Origin of the sequence: Halalkalibacter oceani (assembly GCF_040544555.1) — a bacterium.
GTDB classification, from domain to species: domain Bacteria; phylum Bacillota; class Bacilli; order Bacillales; family Bacillaceae_D; genus Halalkalibacter; species Halalkalibacter oceani.
In genome coordinates, this window is the sequence record NZ_JBEPKD010000005.1 from 1 (window position 1) to 17169 (window position 17169).

Below are 17169 nucleotides of genomic sequence, written 5' to 3' on the forward strand. Positions count from 1 at the left end.
GGAAACAGCTTTAAGGTACAGAGAGCGGCTTTGCCTTCCCAATCTCCAAACACATCGAAAAACTCTGGAAAGTAGCGTTGAATCACATTTTGAATACGACCTTCTGTGATCATAAGCTGTTCAACGAGCTGATCTCTTATTTTGGCGCCTTCCCTCAGTTCGGCATAAATGCCCTCTAAGAGATTCGGTACGGAGTATCGCCCGTCTTTCATCAGCTGTGCGATCACTTTGGCATCCTTGGTATCATTTTTCGTCGGTGAATTGTCGTCGAGTTCTTTACTTTTCTTAACGTGCATTGGGTTCACGACGACAAAGTCGTAACCTTTTGCCGTTAGATAGTAAGCAAGACTCTTCCAATAATGTCCTGTTGGTTCTACGCCAAAAATGACGTGATTCTTCTTGTGTTTTTCTTGGTGTTGCTTTACCCACTCAACGAGGGCTTCAAAGCCAAAGATTCGATTTTCAAAGATCAAACGCTTTCCAAAGTCTAATCCACGATCATCTTGAGCACGTGCGACATGTTTGTCTTTGGCAATATCAATGCCAATAATGAGAGTTGATGGTGTGATTTGCGAGATTTTGTGATTTTGAGTATAATTCATTACGAGTCCTCCTTGGTTACTAATTTAAGGGTCCATTTTTGCTTCGAAGCTTTGGACACCTCGTATCATACCAAGGGGCTCTTTTTTTGATCAATCCTCAAATTTCTTCATTACAGGAATCCTCCTTTAAAATAAAAAGAGAAGCTTATTTAACTTCCCTCTTAACTTGTACCTCAATTATAATTATTTTTATTTTATTAGTCAATAGATTTATTTAATTTATTTTGTTTATTTTCTTCTCTATGTTTTTTCACTGCTTTATTGTACATATCCGAAATCTGCTGTGAGCTGTAATTAGATTTAACCTCTTCCCATTTCATCCCATAAAGCTCTTTTGTGTAATTTAAGATAATTTGTGCAGGAGATTCTGGGTGTGGTTGTTTATTTTCCTCTACTTTAACTAGTTTCTTTTTAACCAAATTGAACCTCCCTTAAAAGTTGGATTTTATTGAAATATTAGGTCTCAAAAACCCTTATATATCAACGTTTTTTTATGTGTGGTATTTTTCAATTTATCATTTATGTATTAAATTAAACTACTTTTCTTCATTTCTTTGAAAATAGCTTCTGCAACATTTATTACAATGCTATTACCAGCTTGTTTATAAAGCTGTGAATCAGATCTATCTTTACCTTTATAGAATTCTTGATTTAATGATTCTTTAGCAGTATTAAAATCATTATCTGTGAATCCCATTAGTCTCCAACATTCTTTAGGTGTTAATTTTCTGATTGCAAAATTATTTTCTAAATATAACCCTGTTTTTCCACCTAACCCTCCTCCATTGGCGGTCTGAGATGCTGCGATTCCATTTGAATCATATACACGATTTCCTTGGGGATAATTTCGACTTAAACCCTTACCATCACCAACCCAATCTTTTTCACCAATACCGCCAACAAAATTTAATTTGTTTTCTTCTTTCTCAATTACTTTTGGTTGCCTATTTCCTCCTTGCATAGTTGTTAGAGTTGGAGATAAACCTTCCGATGAATAAACTCGTTTAATTACATCTTGACCTTTGATATCTAACTCGCCAACAACTTCAATGATCTGTTTTGGTTGTTTATAATCCCTTGCCAATAATGTACCCATCACACCTTCTGTACCATATACAATATCGCTTTGACCAATTGTTCTGAACTCTGGAGCAGTTGTGTCTACCGTATTCGGATTATATTTTTCATTAAATTTAAAACGTTTTTGTACTTCTTCACTTAAATAGTATTTATCTCCAATCTGCTGCTCAAGTACATCTTTTAGGCGAATCCCCTCATCTTTTCCAACTGGGAAGGTAAATTCATTTGCTTCAATATCTTTTCTAATACTGATAACAAAAACCCGTTCTCTATTTTGAGGAATACCAAAGTCTTTTGCATTTAGCACTTCATAATATGTATTGTATCCTAACTCATCTAGCATATTGATCCACTTATCAAAATCATCTTTAAATTTCCTTCCTATTAAATTCTTAACATTCTCTGCAATCATATATTTTGGCTTCTTCGCTTTTGCTATTTTCATAGCTTCCCATAATAAGCTTGAACGAGTATCGCTATTCTCTGAGAAACCATTCTGTCTACCTGCAACTGATATATCCTGACATGGAAATCCGTAAGTCATTAAATTAAAATCAGCAATATCATTAGGGTTTACTTTAGATATGTCACCTAAATTAGAATTTTTATTGAAAAAGAAGTCTTATAAAACAAAAATAAAAATATAAGGAGTTGTTTATTATAGGAAATTTAAAAGTGTTGTCTTTGTTCAGTGGAATTGGCGCATTTGAAAAAGCTTTATCCAATTTGGGAATTGATTTTGAATTAGTCGGATTCAGCGAAATAGATAAATATGCCATAGAATCTTATTGTGCCATACATAACACTAATAAAAATTCTATTTTATTAATCTCTTATTTTTGCCTTTTGTTACTGTCATCCTTCACTCTGCTATAAATATCGGCTCGCCATCCCTTGGTTTCATATCCTTCTTTTACCAACTCAGCACCAACAATATATCCACTATTAGTTAAAGCATTTACTAAATCTTCCTTATTGCTATAGCCCCTAATATTTAATGAAATTAACTTGTCCATAAAAAATCACCTCTTTTATTTAAATTCATTTTAGGATCTATTATTTTACACTTACCTTTTTAAAGTGTAAAATAATAACAAGTCATATTCGACATATTTTTATTGATGAGGGGAGTACTCCCCTCCTTTTTATTTTGTTTACTCAATTCCTAAAAAGTCAAACTCCCCATCTAAATTAATCACCTTATGTAATCCAAACCACTCTATTTCACTCTCCTGGACAAGATATGTATCTATATCCTTCCATTCAAATATCCTTTTAGCTATCATTTCAGCATGTTCATGACTAAAAGCTCTTATAAATGTAGTATTTGAGTCGGATTTTACTTTATAATAGTTCATAATAGCTCCTTTATCTATATCTACTGTCAATATCACCACTTACCGTTGATACACTCCCTCTAATATCGCCACACTCTACATCTCCAGAAACCGTAGATACACTTCCATTTACATTTCCACCAATTTCAACGTCGCCAGATGTAGTTTTCACAGAGCCAGCATCACCGTTAACCATTAACGAGTTACACGAATCTATACTCAACATTTTAACATCACCTTGGATTTGAATATTAATTTCTTTTTGTTTGGTCGGCACTGCTTCTTTACCATCAATGATCACTCTTCCATTATTGACAACAATACTATTTCCTTGATATGTAACTCCGTTAATATTTACCGTTCCCATTGTATCACTCCTATCTACCTTCGGATTTATTTTTTTAGGTGGCTTTACCACAAAGGGAATTTCAAGAGGCTTCCCATCTTCAACTCTTACTGCTTTGAATGGTTTAGAGTTTTTATTTTTGCGATTAACGTATTTATCATACAAATATCGCCATCTTTCTTTTTTTGTCTTCATTTAATTTCTCCTCTTTGAATAAAACAGGAATTTTATGTAGCCATAATTCTACTGTCTTGAATTTTATGTAGATTTTTTTCATTTGTTATATATTTATTTTTAAACCATATTATACTTTTATTTTTGTTTTGTTTATTGAATTCATCCGTAATTTCTTTTTCTTCATATCCTAATTCATTTAAATGGTTAATAACTTTTCTATAATATTTTTCATCGTTTATACTTTCATACATTATTGCTAATCTTACTAGTAAACCAATCGAATGATTATGTTTGACATATTCCAATCCTTTTTCATATTCTGGATAAGGAAGTTCTTTTAATTTAACTTTATGATTTTTATCTATTTGATATATGTATCTATAAGTTTTAACGTAGAATGCTTTTAACTTATCGTCTAAGTATCTTCTGTTTTTTTTTAAAAATCCTTGAGGTCTATTCGTACATTCCAATGGAACCTTATGAAAAACTTCACCGTCATCCATGTCTTCGAAAAATAAGCTTTTTTCATGACCAAAATATTTAAAATTAGACGCTTTGTAGATTGTACCGCATCCTAATCTTCCATCAGCAAAACTCTGCACATATTTTATATGAGGATATTTCTTCTTGATTATTTTCAAAGATGAGGATATTAGAATTGACTCTGCATTCTTGACCAGTTCGTCATCAATCCACATCCTATTTAGTTCGATAACACTATCCATACCTAATTCTGTAATTTTTTTATGTGACTTGGTGTTCATTAAATTTCCAAACACAGCCCCGCCTAATAATCTATTATCCTTAAAAATGCCAATATTTATCTTCCCGAAAGCCGTATTCCATTTCTTTGAATAGTGATTGTTTATCATCATTTCTTTAGCGACTTTATAATCAATTTCCTTAATTAATAACCTTCCATTTAGTTTAGTATTTTTAACTATCTCTACAACAATCTCCTCCTATTCTTTAAAATAAAACTTTTAATTAAATTTATTTTAATTATTTTGATTGCTCAAGCAACTCTTCATAATCATCTTTATGTATTAACACATAATCATCTGGTTTAATGGTTAATGTCGTATATCCGCTATTACTAACTAAGTTAAATTCATGTTCATTTATCTCTACTTCACTAGTCTTTATATCAATATCAAATGCAGAATCTAGATTGCAGTCTAATAGTTCAACTATTAATTCTTTTACTGTCATCTTAGCAGCTCCTTTTTATCTTAAATACTCTTTATTATTCACCTTTTTCACGTCCGCAAAAGTCTAGATAGTTTAAATAAGACAAACATCTTTCATCATTAGGAGTTAATTTAAATTCACTTTCCTCATCATAATGATCGTTAAAGCGTTCGCTAACGCACACCATGGACTCGTTATTGTTAAGCATTTCATGTTTAGGTGTCCACATATTCCAGTAACATTCTTTGAGATTACATTTCATTAGATCACTCCACATCCAATCAATACTGCGATAATGAAGATGCGAATATAATGTACTGTTTGGTCAATCTCAATCATTACAAAGAAAGGTAAGCTCTTAATGTTAAAGTCTTTCTGCTTAGCAACCTTAGTTTCTAAAAATGTCTTCCACCATACAATAGGCTTGCGTGAGTCGATAATGAAATGTTCAATCATAGTTAATAAGAATACAATTAAAGCTGTGTACCAACTAAAAAATGGAATCAGTAATAATGAAATCGTTAAAGAATAGACTATTACGTGTTTTAACCTTGCGTATGTATTAATTGCTTTATTTTGAGCTTGCCAATCAGTTTGCAGTAAATAATCACCAATTCGATGACCTACGAACATGACAATAAATGCTATAGCAAATAATAATAGATCCATTTGATCACTCCTTGTATAAAATTTTATTTATTTACTTTTCATTATCTTTCTTCCATTCTAAGAACTTCTTCCTATTTTTAATGTAGGATATAAAGTAAGCTGAAGCTTCTGTTCTCCGATAAATAACTTTATTAAAAAGAAACCAAACAGGATATAAAAGTAAGCAAACTGTTACTAAGCATCCCATAAAAATAATGAGAGCTGCTGACAAGTAAGTGGAGTATGTGAGCATGTTTATAATAAAATTGGTCAAAATCTTAAACCTCCTTCCTTTATAAAATTGTTCTTTTATCTAAGATCATATTTCTCATCTGATTTCCATATCACCGTATATCCAACTTCTTGAGTAACTGTTACTAATTCCTCACTATGCAGCTTTCTAAGGAAATCTCTTAGATCACTAATGTCGCAGCAATACTTTGTATGAATGTATCTCATTTCTTCCTCCTTTCAGTTTATCGTTTATTTCACTAAGTTTTGAACTATTCATCAAAAGTAACTGCCTCTGCTTTTCCTTTAACCACTTGGATAGCATCTTTAATACGTCGGATTAAAGGCTGCTTCAATGGCTTTGCTACAACATATCTTCCGTTCTTAATCCTAGTGTTATGAAATAATTCATTAGCTTTTAACATACAAACCTCCTCACTTCGCATTTTTATTCTTACGTTCAATAAAAACTAAATTTTATTGAATATTGACCTTTTTTCATTAAATTTAATTTAAATTGACTAAATTAATAAAAATGGGCTAAAAACCAACATTTCTTCAATTAAACAAATATTAACCTTCAAAAAGCCTGTAATAAAAGGATTTTTTAGCTTTATTTACGCCTACCGAATTCTTAACGACTTTGTTTGTTTGATTGCTGCTCCTTCAACCTCTTTACCTTCTTTAAGATCCTTTAAAAGAGTCGTTTTATCTAATTTAGATGGTTGAGGTTTGAAATAAATTTTAGGTATTTTCTTTTCATTTAATACCTCAACACTAGGAGGATTATTTTGCATAGATGTAGTAAGGATAGCACCCTTAACTTTATCTAAATTTAATTTTTCTAACTCGTACTCTAAATAATTTTTTAATCCAGTAACTTTATTTTCAAGCGCCTTTCGACGTTCAGATAGTCGTTTTTCTTCGGCTTTAATAACTTCAGCTTCTCCATCTAACGTCTTAATGAGCTTTGCTGTATTCTCAATTTTTACTTCAATTGCATCCTCAAGAGATTTCAAGGTGTCTAAAAATGATTCAGAATCATTCTCTGCCAATTCTAAAACTTGTTGATACGCATCCGTTAATTCGTAAAGCTTCATTTAAAATCATCTCCAATATTATTTTTTATTTTATATATCCTTAATGCACTTTGTATTAATCGTGGATCTGTAGCTTTACTAAGAAAGTCAGGAGTTGAAATAGTTTCTTTAGTAATTTCAATTCCGTCAAACTTCATTCAAAATAATAGAATTAAATGCTTTTCATTTTTTATTTTATTTCCATGCTCTTCAATAAGCTGCTCAATTTTATCGATCATTTTGCTTATCTTTACTTCGTGCTAGAGTACAGAGAATAATGAATTTAATTGGAATAGTTATTACAGCCATTATGATAGCAATTGGTATGAATATAACCATCATAACTACGAATATCACGACCATTATAGCTGAAAGAATTATTCCTAAAGGTATATAAACCAATACTATGATAAACCTTAAAAATTTATCATGTATTTCCTTATCTAAGTAACTAATGCTGCTATCGCTCATTGCGACAAGTATCGAGAACACAATCCAAAGGGTTAACAATATACTTACTATTATCATATCTATACATTTCCTTTGATTAATTCTTTAATTACTATCTGGTGTGCTTCAAGTTGAGCTTGCTTTAAATCATCATTAACAATCACATAATCAGCATATTTTTCATTTTCAAGCTCTTCTGTCTGTCTTAAATGCTTAATTCTTTTAATAATAGCCTTGAGACTATCTCTTCTTTTTATCATTCTCCATATCAGCGTAATAATAGAAGGTGGTTTTATGTATATTGAAACCGCTCTTTTTCCTAATTTATTTTTCAAGTCAATAACACCATTAATGTCTTTGGTGCAGTGAAAAGGCTGCCCATCGTATAGCTTATTGATAGATTCAGTGGGCGTACCATAATATTCACCAGCATATTCTGTTGTTTCAAAGAAGAATCCCATCTTCTGAAGATGTAGAAACTCCTCTTTAGTTACCTTTTGAATGTGATAACCATTCACTTCCCCTTCTCTTAGAGGGCGAGTTGTGCGATTAGTCATGAAGGGAATTGGTAGTGAATGCTGTATCGTTGACTTTCCACTACCACTAGCTCCCATAAAGATAAATAACTTCAGTTTGAATCAGCTCCTTTTGGAAGTTCGATTATGTCTAATTCTTCCTCCTTAAACTTTCCTCCGTTCCTAAATCCATCATCAAACACAACAAAATAGTCGTAAAGGCGATTCGATAGGAGTTCTACTACAATACCGACTTGACCAACATCATTTTTCATGAATGAAGCTGCTTTATCATTTATCCTGACTTTCGTTCCCAGAGGTATCTTATGGTTTTTCATATTTCACCTCATCATTTATTTTAATTTAATACTTTAACTTGTACGTTTTCTACTCCATTTTGAATTGCCTTTTCCTTGCTACCTACTAGCAAATCAATTTTATTACCTTTAATTGCTCCACCTGTGTCAACTGCTTTTGCAGTAAAAGTCTCTCCATTCTCTCTTTGAATCTGAACTGTTGAATTTAAAGGAATGACATTTGGATCTACCGCAATAACTCTCTTGTTTTGATGATAAATTGTATTCCTCACGTCTACTCCAGTAGCTGTGATGCCAATACATCCAGTATCGCAAAAAGCTGTATAAGAAGTCATTTTAAAATTTCGATGACCACCTCCTCTACTCACATTATTAAAATTTTCGACTTTTGTTTCTAGTCTTTCAATTTCCTGCCTCTGATCCTGTAAAATACTATCTTTGTTTTTTATTCGCTCTTCAAATTGCTGGATCTCATTCTTTAAGCTTTGATTTTCATTTTGTAATTTTTCATTGCGATCTTCTTCTTGCAGCAGTTTACCCTCTAACTCATATGTAAGATTTTCCATCATGGTTAATTCTTGATCGAGTTCTTGGATGTAAGTGGTTCTATGATTACTTGTTAATATTAAATATGTACATGTCATTATTAGAAACACACTGGTTACAATATTAATTAATTTTTGTTTATTTTTCTTTGCCATTTTAAGGTACTTATCGTACCTCCTATATAAAGACATCAAAACACTCCTTATGTAATTACCTCAGCACTTCCCATTCTGATAAATACTGTTCCTTTTCATCTAATACTGTCCACTGCCCATCTACTTTTCTTCTCTTATTTCTTTCAGAAATTTTCTTTAAGCTTAAAATTGAGTACATACCGAACTCATTCTTCTTCATGTCAGTCTTCTTACATTTCAGTGATAATACCACCCCGTCTTGTAAACGATATAATCTTACCACTGGTGTATATTTTGTATTTATATCAGTGACAATATAGACTGATTTAGGCGACTTATCTATGATTGTTGTTTCATAGCCGTAGTATTCAATCTCCGCCTGTATCTGCTCTTTAATGTTTAATTTTTCGTTATCCATCTTTATTTCTTCATCTCTTAGCTCTAATAAGCGTTTTTCTTTTGTTTCTTCTTTCAATTTTTTATTTTTTAATTTTTTTTCATATCTCTCGATTAAATCTAACAATTTTTTATTGCCACCAAATTCTTCAAAAAAAATTAAACTAGCCAAAATTTTTAAGTGCTTAAATGTGGCAGAAGTTTTGTTATGAGCATCATAAACTAAATCAATAAAATAATTATAATTATTTTTACTTAAATCATATAGCTCTTCAGCCACAACTTTATTTAAAAATTTAATTGACCCAATTCCTTTATAGATTGCATTCTCCTTTTTGTTCATTGTATAATCGGATTTTGATTTGCCATACTTTATTGGCTTTAAGGCAATCCCTCTTTGCTTTGCATATTGGATAATGTCTGAAGTTTTTTCTTGATCGTCAAAGTTAATGTTCATCATCTCGGTCAAAAATTCCAACGGATAGTAGTGACGGAGATAAGCACAAATATATCCTAAATAGCTATAAGGTTTAGAGTGATTTAAGCTAAATCCGTAATCACTAGCATTTTTTATAACTTTTATAAAATAATCTAAAATCTGCTCTGCTTCTTCATTTTTGAGATCATAATTTTCCTTCATACTTCTAACGAACCCTTCTCTGATATTAGGAAGGAATTCTTCGGTTCCACTTTTCTTCGCTAATCCTCGTCTTACTGAATCGGAATCTGCAGGGTGAAATCCACAAAACTCAGTCAGCCATTGCATAATTTGTTCTTGATAGACAAGATATCCTAATGTATCGCTTAAAAACCGATTTAGAGCTTCGTGTCCATTATCATGAAAAATACCCTTTGCCAAATCATCTCTATAAGAAGCTCCTGATGGTCTAATTGCTCCATTTCCAACTGATAATAAATCAATCATACTTATATTGTAATCATTATTTTTTATGATTTTTAATGTGTCTTTACTAAACAATCTTTCTATGTATGATTTAGCAGTAGCCGACTCCCATTGAAAAACTCCTAATGTACTTTCTCTGAGTGATTCCCAGACCTTCATGTCATCCTCATCTATATTATCCGGCGTCAATCTTTCTATGTTCGCTGATATACATGTATTATTTATAATTTCAATATTATCTAATCCCAAGATGTCAAGTTTGACGTAGTTTAAACTATCCAGTTCTTTCATATTTAATTGACTAACAGCATATTTACTTTCCTTCGTATAGCAAAGACCTATATTTTCACTCAATTCGATTGGCGAGACTAAGAATCCCGAAGGATGAGATCCTATGCTCACAACAGTTCCGCTTAAAAGATCGACATACTTAAACAATTCTTCATACTTATCTCTGACGCTTTGATCGATATTTCCTTTTAAATCAACTTTTTTTGCTATCTCATCAACTTCAGAAAGAGGCATTTGCAAAGCCCTTCCGACTTCTCTGATCGCACCTTTTAAAGCAATTGTATTAAAAGTTATAATTTCACTAAAATAAACACCTTCTAAGTTTGCAACATAGTCAATAACTTCCTTTCTCCTCGAAGGAGGAAAGTCTATATCAATATCTGCAAGAGATACTCGATTAGGATTTAAAAACCGGAAGAAGTTTAATTTATGTTTTACGGAATCCATTTCTGTTATACCTAATAAATATGCTATATAGCTTCCATTTACGCTACCTCTTCCGTATCCATGATAAATTCCATTCTCCTCACACCAATCAATAATGTTTTTTTGCAACAACATATAGTCAATAGTGTTTAATTTTTTATATACTGGAAATTCTTCTTTTACAGCCTGAACTCTTTTTTCTTTTTCTTTTTTTGGGAGACTATTAATTCCTCTTTTTTCTATTCCTTCTTTAATTTTTTCTTTAAATATTTCTATCGGATTATCGTATAATTTTGGATATTTTGCACTTTTATCTAAGCTAAACTCTTCTACCTTTTCTGCTAGAATATTTGTATTATTAATAGCTTCAAGATAAGCTTCTTTGGGAATTGCTGCTTGTTTTTTAAACATGTCAACTAACTCTTCATAAGATTTAAAAGTTAAATCAAATAAGTCCTCGTCACCGTAAGAAGCCCCCTTAGCTTTCATCAATATTTTTCTAGCTTCTTGATGCTCCTTATTTAATGCATGAGTATCTGTTCCAGCAATTAATGGAACTCCTGACTCTTTTGAAAAATCATAAAGCCATTTATTAAATTCAATCTGTTCAGGATGATCGTGATATTGAATTTCTAAAAAAGCTCTATGTTTATTTTTCTCAAAAAAATCTTGAAACAATTTAATTTTTTCTTTATCACCCTTTTTTATATATCTCCAAAAGGGCGATGCTAAACATGCACTTGTCATCAAAATATTATCGCTTGTACTAAAAAGCTCTTCGAATGTAATTCTTGGATTGTAATAAAAATGACCATCCTCACGATTAAACGATTTAGAAGTTAACTTGTTTAACTCCTTAACTCCATCGAAGTTTTTTGCTAGTAGCATAAAATGAAAGTTATCCCTAATTAATCCTTTTTCTTTGTCATTATGCTCTGTTAGATAAACTTCATTTGCATGAATGTATTTCATCCCTCTTTTTTCTATTGCTTCTTTTTTCTTTAGCCAGTTAAAGATATTACCATGTTCCGAAAAAGCAATAGCCTTCATTTCATACCTTTCAGCTAAATCTAAATAAGCTTCATAGCTTGTTGAACTATCTGCACCTGTACCTGCAGTCGGATTACTTAACATTGTATGTAAATGATATATTACAAGATTATCCATTTTTATCACCTACCTTATTTTATAGTCCCAACAGTTCATTTAAATCATTTAAGTCGATCTCTGCCACCTCTTCCTCTTCTTTATTTTTATTTAAATAATCTTTATAGTAATTACAATGCTTCTTTACGCCACATAAAACATTGCAGTAATACTCTTCAGATTTTTCAATTTCTCCTCGGCTCCAATTTTCTCTTTCTTTTCCTTTATCTAGTATTTGTTTAACTAGATCAGTTAAATCACTAATCATATTACTAATAGTTTGCTCATTAACATCGACTTCTACATATGAATCGCTTAAAGTATATTTGTCAGCTATTTCCGAATGAATACCCTCTAAAGAATTTTGTTCAATTAAATCTTCAACTCTCAATTGAGCCTGCCAATCCTCAAGACATTCAAATTGAATCAGATCTTTTTTTAATGGGGTTTTTATTTTTTCAACCCATTTATGCCTTTCTCCAGTGGTTGTTTTTGTTTTCCCGTTTTTTAATTTATAAGATATATCAACATATTTAAGAAATCCCCATCTACATTTAATCTTATGCAAAGGAATACCTGCAGCTTGATGTAGCCCATAAGCATATAATAATAATTGATTTTGATTTTCTTCCACTTTTTTAGTTGAATATTTGGTTGATGTTTTATAATCAGTTATAATGATATTTCCTTCATCATCTTTATGTATAGCATCGACATAACCCATGAATACATGACCATTTAAATCAATCCATAATTCTTTTTCTGTTGCAACTTTTTCAGCCATTTTTTTATGTGTTCGTAGAAAGTGGCTTATGCATTTTTTATATTTATCACTCATAGAATCATGCTTTTTCTGATCACTACTAAATTTAAAATCTGATATTTCGATATTTAAAAAATCACTTTCGAACTTAGGGAGCATGTCTTTAAAGTCAATTCTATTATTATAGAAATCTTCTAAGATGTCATGAACCACTGTTCCACATAAAGAATAGATATTATCTTCCTGTCTAACTTTCTCTATTCTTTCTAAATAATAACTATGAACACAATTATTTAAAGTATTCACCTTGCTAAAACTCCATATTGGAAATTTATCACCATATTTCTTTTTAAACCTTTGCGGAATAACTCTCCTTTTTCTCTCTGACAAATTACCACCTGCCTACATATATAATTTACGATTTCTTAGTAAAAAATGAAATTTTTTATATCCTCGATCAACTATAGCGTCTTTATCCTTTAATAACTCCCATTCATCTTCTGTGTAAGATACTCTCGAATATAGAGAAAGCTCTGCGCATGTTTTTAGAATATGATCTTTATCAACATCTTTATCGAAGCATATAATGATTTCTACTCCTAATGATATTAACAATTTCTTTTGAAAGTCAGATAAGTCATGACTGCCAACAGAAACACTACAGGGAACCTTGAACATATCAGCCTTGATTGTGCTTTTTTCAGCTTCTTGAACTAGTACAAAACCTTTATTTTTTATATATTCAATGTTATGACTAAACCCATATAGATTTTTGTTTTTCTCATACTTGATACCTTGCATTGAAAAATACTTTGGAATCTTTAATGAATCATACGATGGTATGACTGTTCTTCCAATTAGACCGACTATTTTATTTTTATCTTCATAGCTAAAATGAGGAAAAATTATTCTATGTGTATACGGATCAAATCTAACCTCATACTTCTTGAGAACATTTAGATCAATAATTCCGTCTTTTTTAATCAAGTCAATATGTGGGTATTTTGAATAAATATCTAATGATTCTAATGTTAGATAGTCTTGGATGGCATAATTAGGTTTTACTACTTTTCTTTTCATACCTTTGAAAAAGGATAAATAATCTTCGGTGCTTTTATATTTTTTTTGCTTTGTTATTCCTAGTACCCCTAACAATTTTGTATACGCCCTATTAAAATCAGTTCCCTCAATAAATGAAATCAGATCAATAATACTGCCATAGACTGTCTCTCCCTTGGTGAATATTCTGACCGACAAATTTTCATTTAAAAATATCGAGACTTTTGTTCTGTCTTCGTCTTCTGGCAAGGCACATCTGATTTCATTAGTTCCGTAATTGAAGCTATGAAATTCAAATTTTTCAAGTGTACTTTCAACTAAATCATTTTCAAATATGTATTTCTTCAGACTATTTGCATCCATTGTATACACCTACTTATGTATCAAAAGGTATATCAGTAATTCCCACTTCTTTATAAACTAAATGACTTAAATCTTGCTCAGCTACAATTTGATAGGATTGTGATTCACCGTTTCTGTTTTTTTCTAAGAATAGAATTACATACTTTTTATTTGGATTTAGCTCTATTGGCTTCCCTGATTTCAAACTACCTCCAATTGGCTGAATTACTTTAATTTCATTTTTTTCTCCGGCGTACTCATCATTACGAACTCTTCTCATAAGTATTGTTACAGAAGCAGTATCAAGTACATTCTTACCAAGACCAATATTATCGCCAGTCAAATATCTCTTTAAAACACTTCCCTTTTGAAGCTGAAGAGTCATCCATAAATTCACATTTAGGTTAGATGGCTTAACAAGATCATCAAATTTACGAACATCCTCCTGCAAAGAAAGCCAAGTCTGTTCATTGTCATTCCTGTCTGATGATAGTTTAAAAGTATCTAAGATAAATTTCTTAACACCTAGAGAAGAATATTTTCTAATCACTCTCTCTGCTTGCTTACGACTATATGACTTAAAATGAATCAATATGATTTTATTATTCTTCATTTTTTCTTGTAGATACTCTTTTGCTTGATTTAAAAGAGATCTTTCTTCTTCGGTAAAGCCACCTGTTCTCCATCTCTTTTTTGCAAACATTTTTTCGTCATTCTGAACTAATTTGTTATTGATTATATATGTAAGCAATTCTCTTTTCCAAAGCTTTTCATCCTGTTCATTTAGCATAACTACTAAAGGCTCTTCCTCTTCAAAACAAGCAGCTAAGAGAAGTTGAATTGTAATTGTAGTCTTCCCTGTTCCAGATAATCCACCAAACAAGATAATTTGTCCATCAATTACACCACCAATTTCCGAACTTAAAATTTTGCTCGGTATTGGCATTCCTACATTTACTCCTTTATCTGCTTCGTCAATAACTTCGTCAAGACCATCTTGGATTTCGAATGACTCGATGCCATCGTCTGAATTAATAAAGATATTGTTTATATGAGCCATAACAAAATCATAAAGTTCGTTTGAGTTTAAATCGGAAAATTGATTTAAATCATTTACGTCATCAAGATAAACTTTATCAATTATGTCATAAAGAGCAGACCACTTCTTTAATTCACCAATGTATGACTCGGCATTATCAACAGTAACAAAAAATTCTAGCTTTTCAATAGTATTATATTCACCAAATTCAACGTATTTTTCGAGTGATTTTTTACTATCTTTCAATAAGGTTTTTATTGCAACGTCATCAATCTCTTTTATATTCTTGTTTGCCAGTTTCTTTCCAATATCAAAATAAAATTGCCAAACTTGATTTTTGAAGGTGTGGCGAGTCATATCGGAATAATCAAAATAGAGATTTATATTCTTCCAAAAGCAACCAACTACATTTGCTTCAATTGGCTTCATCTTATTCTTAATTTCAAGCTTTAATCTATCCTTGTCAGAGATATTCTCGACATTCAATCGCACTCATTATCATCCCCCTACCAAATATCACGAAGCTTATTAGCAACTTTATTATCATTAATTTTATTTCTTTTATAATTCTTTTCATCGCTAAAGTCTAAGTTAATTTCATTAAGTCGTTTATCACTGCTTTTCTTAGCTTCAATTCTCTCCAAAATATCATTGATATTGTTAATAATGACAACCATTATATAATCTATTTTATGGGTATCATTTTTAAATTTACTTTTATCTTTAATCCCTCTGATAATATCAAACTTTTTAGCTTTAAAAGTTTTTAGTATGATCTCATAAGAATATCCACTTTCATTTCCATAAACCTTGCTATTCCTTGAGACTCCATATTCTTGTCCTGATTTCAATGCCTGTATCCGTCTAACTAAATGAGTAGGAACCCTTTGATTGCTCTTATATTGAAGAATTTCTTCTTTGACATATTGACAAATTCGATCCAGTTCTTCTTTTTCTTTTCGATTATTCAGAAACTCATTATAGCAATCGTCATGAAAATATTTATTTATAATCTTACCGTCTTTATTAATAATAGAATCTTTTTTTGATTCAATTTTTAGTACAGGATTTTTACACTGGAAACAAGTATAGTGATCTTTACTTTTTCTCAAATCTATCACCTTTTAAAATAGGTGGGAGTTTAATCCCACCTATTAAATTTAACATTAAGCCAATCCTTTAATAAATTCGATTACTTCTTTAAGCTCAGTAGTTTTCGTAGGATCTGTGTATTTGACTACACCTTTCTCCTTCATAACGTTTGCAATTACTTCTTTATTCGAAGAATCTTTTTTAGTCGCTTCGGCAAATAGAGTTTTAAATTCTGCTACTACTTGATCATGAGACTCCTGCTCTTGTTCCATTGAATTAATATTTGATTCGACTTGCTTATCATACTTTGTCTCAAGAGTCTTGCCTTTATTATTTTTTTCAATATAATCCTTGAAAAGTTCATATGTAGCATTTTCAATTTTCGTTCCGATTTTATGCGTTTTTGTAGTATCTTTCTCTACTTCTACATAAAATTTATATTCATTAGTTGCAATATCTTTTTCTTTAAAGAAACGTAACACTACATCAAAGGTATGTTCTGCATTCTTCCTAAGCGAAGGTTTTTCACCAATTTTAACCTGCTTACCATTTACTTCTTTGTTGATGTCATCTTTATGGGCTACAGCGATAACTGTAATGCCTTTAGCCGATGCTTGAGCAATATATCCATCAAAACGGATAGTGTTTAATTTAACCTTACCCCATCCTCGCTGCGAAACTGTAGCATCATCAACATTTCCACCTTTTTTTCTTGCACGATTCTCTTCATTCTCCATAGCTGCAACTTGCATCCCGTTATAAATATTGGTATATGAATCAATAGTAAATGTTTTATATGTATCAGGGTTGCTAACTACATCCTCAGCTAGATTAAGTGTTTCGAAGTAGTCTGATGTATCAGCGATACCAGCAATATTATCTTTATATTCTGGATCGTTTTCATAAACCCCAATTTTTGATTCAGAATCAATAATCCCGTTACTAGGAAATGATAAAGCAAATAAAGATTTACCTGCATTATTTTCGCCATAGGCTAAAATTTTTAATCCTTGCTTTCGTTCTTCTGGTTTTCTAAATCCCATTAAATAACCTCCACT

20 protein-coding genes and 1 pseudogene are annotated in these 17169 nt (G+C 31.2%); 1 reads left to right on the plus strand and 20 read right to left on the minus strand.

The window, feature by feature from the left end:
• The 3 genes from ABMB67_RS07470 to dcm all read right to left on the minus strand — a co-directional run.
• The coding region (locus ABMB67_RS07470; protein WP_354571566.1) for an IS110 family transposase at positions 1 to 602 on the minus strand (602 nt) is incomplete at its 3' end.
• Between the two features lie 197 nt (positions 603 to 799).
• Positions 800 to 1021 carry a hypothetical protein gene (locus ABMB67_RS07475; protein WP_354571567.1) on the minus strand — a complete coding sequence of 74 codons (222 nt, stop codon included), beginning with the start codon at positions 1019 to 1021 and terminating at the stop codon, positions 800 to 802.
• A 107-nt stretch (positions 1022 to 1128) separates the two neighbouring features.
• A complete protein-coding gene (gene dcm, locus ABMB67_RS07480; RefSeq protein WP_435528559.1) occupies positions 1129 to 2268 on the minus strand; it encodes a DNA (cytosine-5-)-methyltransferase in 1140 nt (379 codons plus the stop codon).
• Positions 2269 to 2342: 74 nt separating this feature from the next.
• Here dcm and ABMB67_RS07485 point away from each other — a divergent pair.
• Positions 2343 to 2495 (plus strand): annotated as a pseudogene (locus ABMB67_RS07485) (DNA cytosine methyltransferase); the annotation flags it as partial.
• A gap of 20 nt (positions 2496 to 2515) precedes the next feature.
• Here the strand turns inward: ABMB67_RS07485 and ABMB67_RS07490 are convergent.
• The 17 genes from ABMB67_RS07490 to ABMB67_RS07570 form a co-directional block, all read right to left on the minus strand.
• Entirely contained in the window at positions 2516 to 2698 is a 183-nt protein-coding gene (locus tag ABMB67_RS07490; protein ID WP_354571568.1) for a hypothetical protein, read from the minus strand.
• Positions 2699 to 2836: 138 nt separating this feature from the next.
• On the minus strand, positions 2837 to 3070 hold the full coding sequence (locus tag ABMB67_RS07495; RefSeq protein WP_354571569.1) for a hypothetical protein: 234 nt from the start codon (positions 3068 to 3070) through the stop codon (positions 2837 to 2839).
• Entirely contained in the window at positions 3051 to 3560 is a 510-nt protein-coding gene (locus tag ABMB67_RS07500; protein WP_354571570.1) for a hypothetical protein, read from the minus strand. The genes ABMB67_RS07495 and ABMB67_RS07500 overlap by 20 nt, the downstream gene beginning before the upstream one ends.
• A gap of 32 nt (positions 3561 to 3592) precedes the next feature.
• Positions 3593 to 4498 carry a Mom family adenine methylcarbamoylation protein gene (locus ABMB67_RS07505; RefSeq protein WP_494337745.1) on the minus strand — a complete coding sequence of 302 codons (906 nt, stop codon included), beginning with the start codon at positions 4496 to 4498 and terminating at the stop codon, positions 3593 to 3595.
• Between the two features lie 46 nt (positions 4499 to 4544).
• Positions 4545 to 4754, minus strand: coding sequence for a hypothetical protein (locus tag ABMB67_RS07510; RefSeq protein WP_354571572.1), 210 nt, complete (start codon positions 4752 to 4754; stop codon positions 4545 to 4547).
• 240 nt (positions 4755 to 4994) lie between these two features.
• Positions 4995 to 5402, minus strand: a complete 408-nt coding sequence (locus ABMB67_RS07515) for a DUF3307 domain-containing protein (RefSeq protein WP_354571573.1) — start codon at positions 5400 to 5402, stop codon at positions 4995 to 4997.
• Between the two features lie 482 nt (positions 5403 to 5884).
• Complete coding sequence (locus ABMB67_RS07520; RefSeq protein WP_354571574.1) at positions 5885 to 6037, minus strand: hypothetical protein; 153 nt, start codon at positions 6035 to 6037, stop codon at positions 5885 to 5887.
• A gap of 198 nt (positions 6038 to 6235) precedes the next feature.
• Positions 6236 to 6712, minus strand: coding sequence for a siphovirus Gp157 family protein (locus ABMB67_RS07525; RefSeq protein WP_354571575.1), 477 nt, complete (start codon positions 6710 to 6712; stop codon positions 6236 to 6238).
• Between the two features lie 509 nt (positions 6713 to 7221).
• Entirely contained in the window at positions 7222 to 7773 is a 552-nt protein-coding gene (locus tag ABMB67_RS07530; RefSeq protein WP_354571819.1) for a guanylate kinase, read from the minus strand.
• On the minus strand, positions 7770 to 7994 hold the full coding sequence (locus tag ABMB67_RS07535) for a hypothetical protein (RefSeq protein WP_354571576.1): 225 nt from the start codon (positions 7992 to 7994) through the stop codon (positions 7770 to 7772). Before ABMB67_RS07535 ends, ABMB67_RS07530 begins: the two co-directional genes overlap by 4 nt.
• A 20-nt stretch (positions 7995 to 8014) precedes the next feature.
• Positions 8015 to 8710 carry a 3D domain-containing protein gene (locus tag ABMB67_RS07540; protein WP_354571577.1) on the minus strand — a complete coding sequence of 232 codons (696 nt, stop codon included), beginning with the start codon at positions 8708 to 8710 and terminating at the stop codon, positions 8015 to 8017.
• 19 nt (positions 8711 to 8729) lie between these two features.
• Positions 8730 to 11837: a DNA polymerase III subunit alpha gene (dnaE, locus tag ABMB67_RS07545; protein ID WP_354571579.1), complete on the minus strand. Its 3108-nt coding sequence runs from the start codon at positions 11835 to 11837 to the stop codon at positions 8730 to 8732.
• A 19-nt stretch (positions 11838 to 11856) separates the two neighbouring features.
• Positions 11857 to 12969: a RecB family exonuclease gene (locus ABMB67_RS07550; protein WP_354571581.1), complete on the minus strand. Its 1113-nt coding sequence runs from the start codon at positions 12967 to 12969 to the stop codon at positions 11857 to 11859.
• A gap of 12 nt (positions 12970 to 12981) precedes the next feature.
• Positions 12982 to 14001 (minus strand): hypothetical protein, encoded by a 1020-nt coding sequence (locus ABMB67_RS07555; RefSeq protein WP_354571582.1) that lies wholly within the window; start codon positions 13999 to 14001, stop codon positions 12982 to 12984.
• Between the two features lie 13 nt (positions 14002 to 14014).
• On the minus strand, positions 14015 to 15511 hold the full coding sequence (locus ABMB67_RS07560) for a hypothetical protein (protein WP_354571583.1): 1497 nt from the start codon (positions 15509 to 15511) through the stop codon (positions 14015 to 14017).
• A gap of 14 nt (positions 15512 to 15525) precedes the next feature.
• Entirely contained in the window at positions 15526 to 16131 is a 606-nt protein-coding gene (locus ABMB67_RS07565) for a YorH family phage-derived protein (protein WP_354571585.1), read from the minus strand.
• A 54-nt stretch (positions 16132 to 16185) separates the two neighbouring features.
• Complete coding sequence (locus tag ABMB67_RS07570) at positions 16186 to 17154, minus strand: AAA family ATPase (RefSeq protein ID WP_354571586.1); 969 nt, start codon at positions 17152 to 17154, stop codon at positions 16186 to 16188.
• Positions 17155 to 17169: the final 15 nt, after the last annotated feature.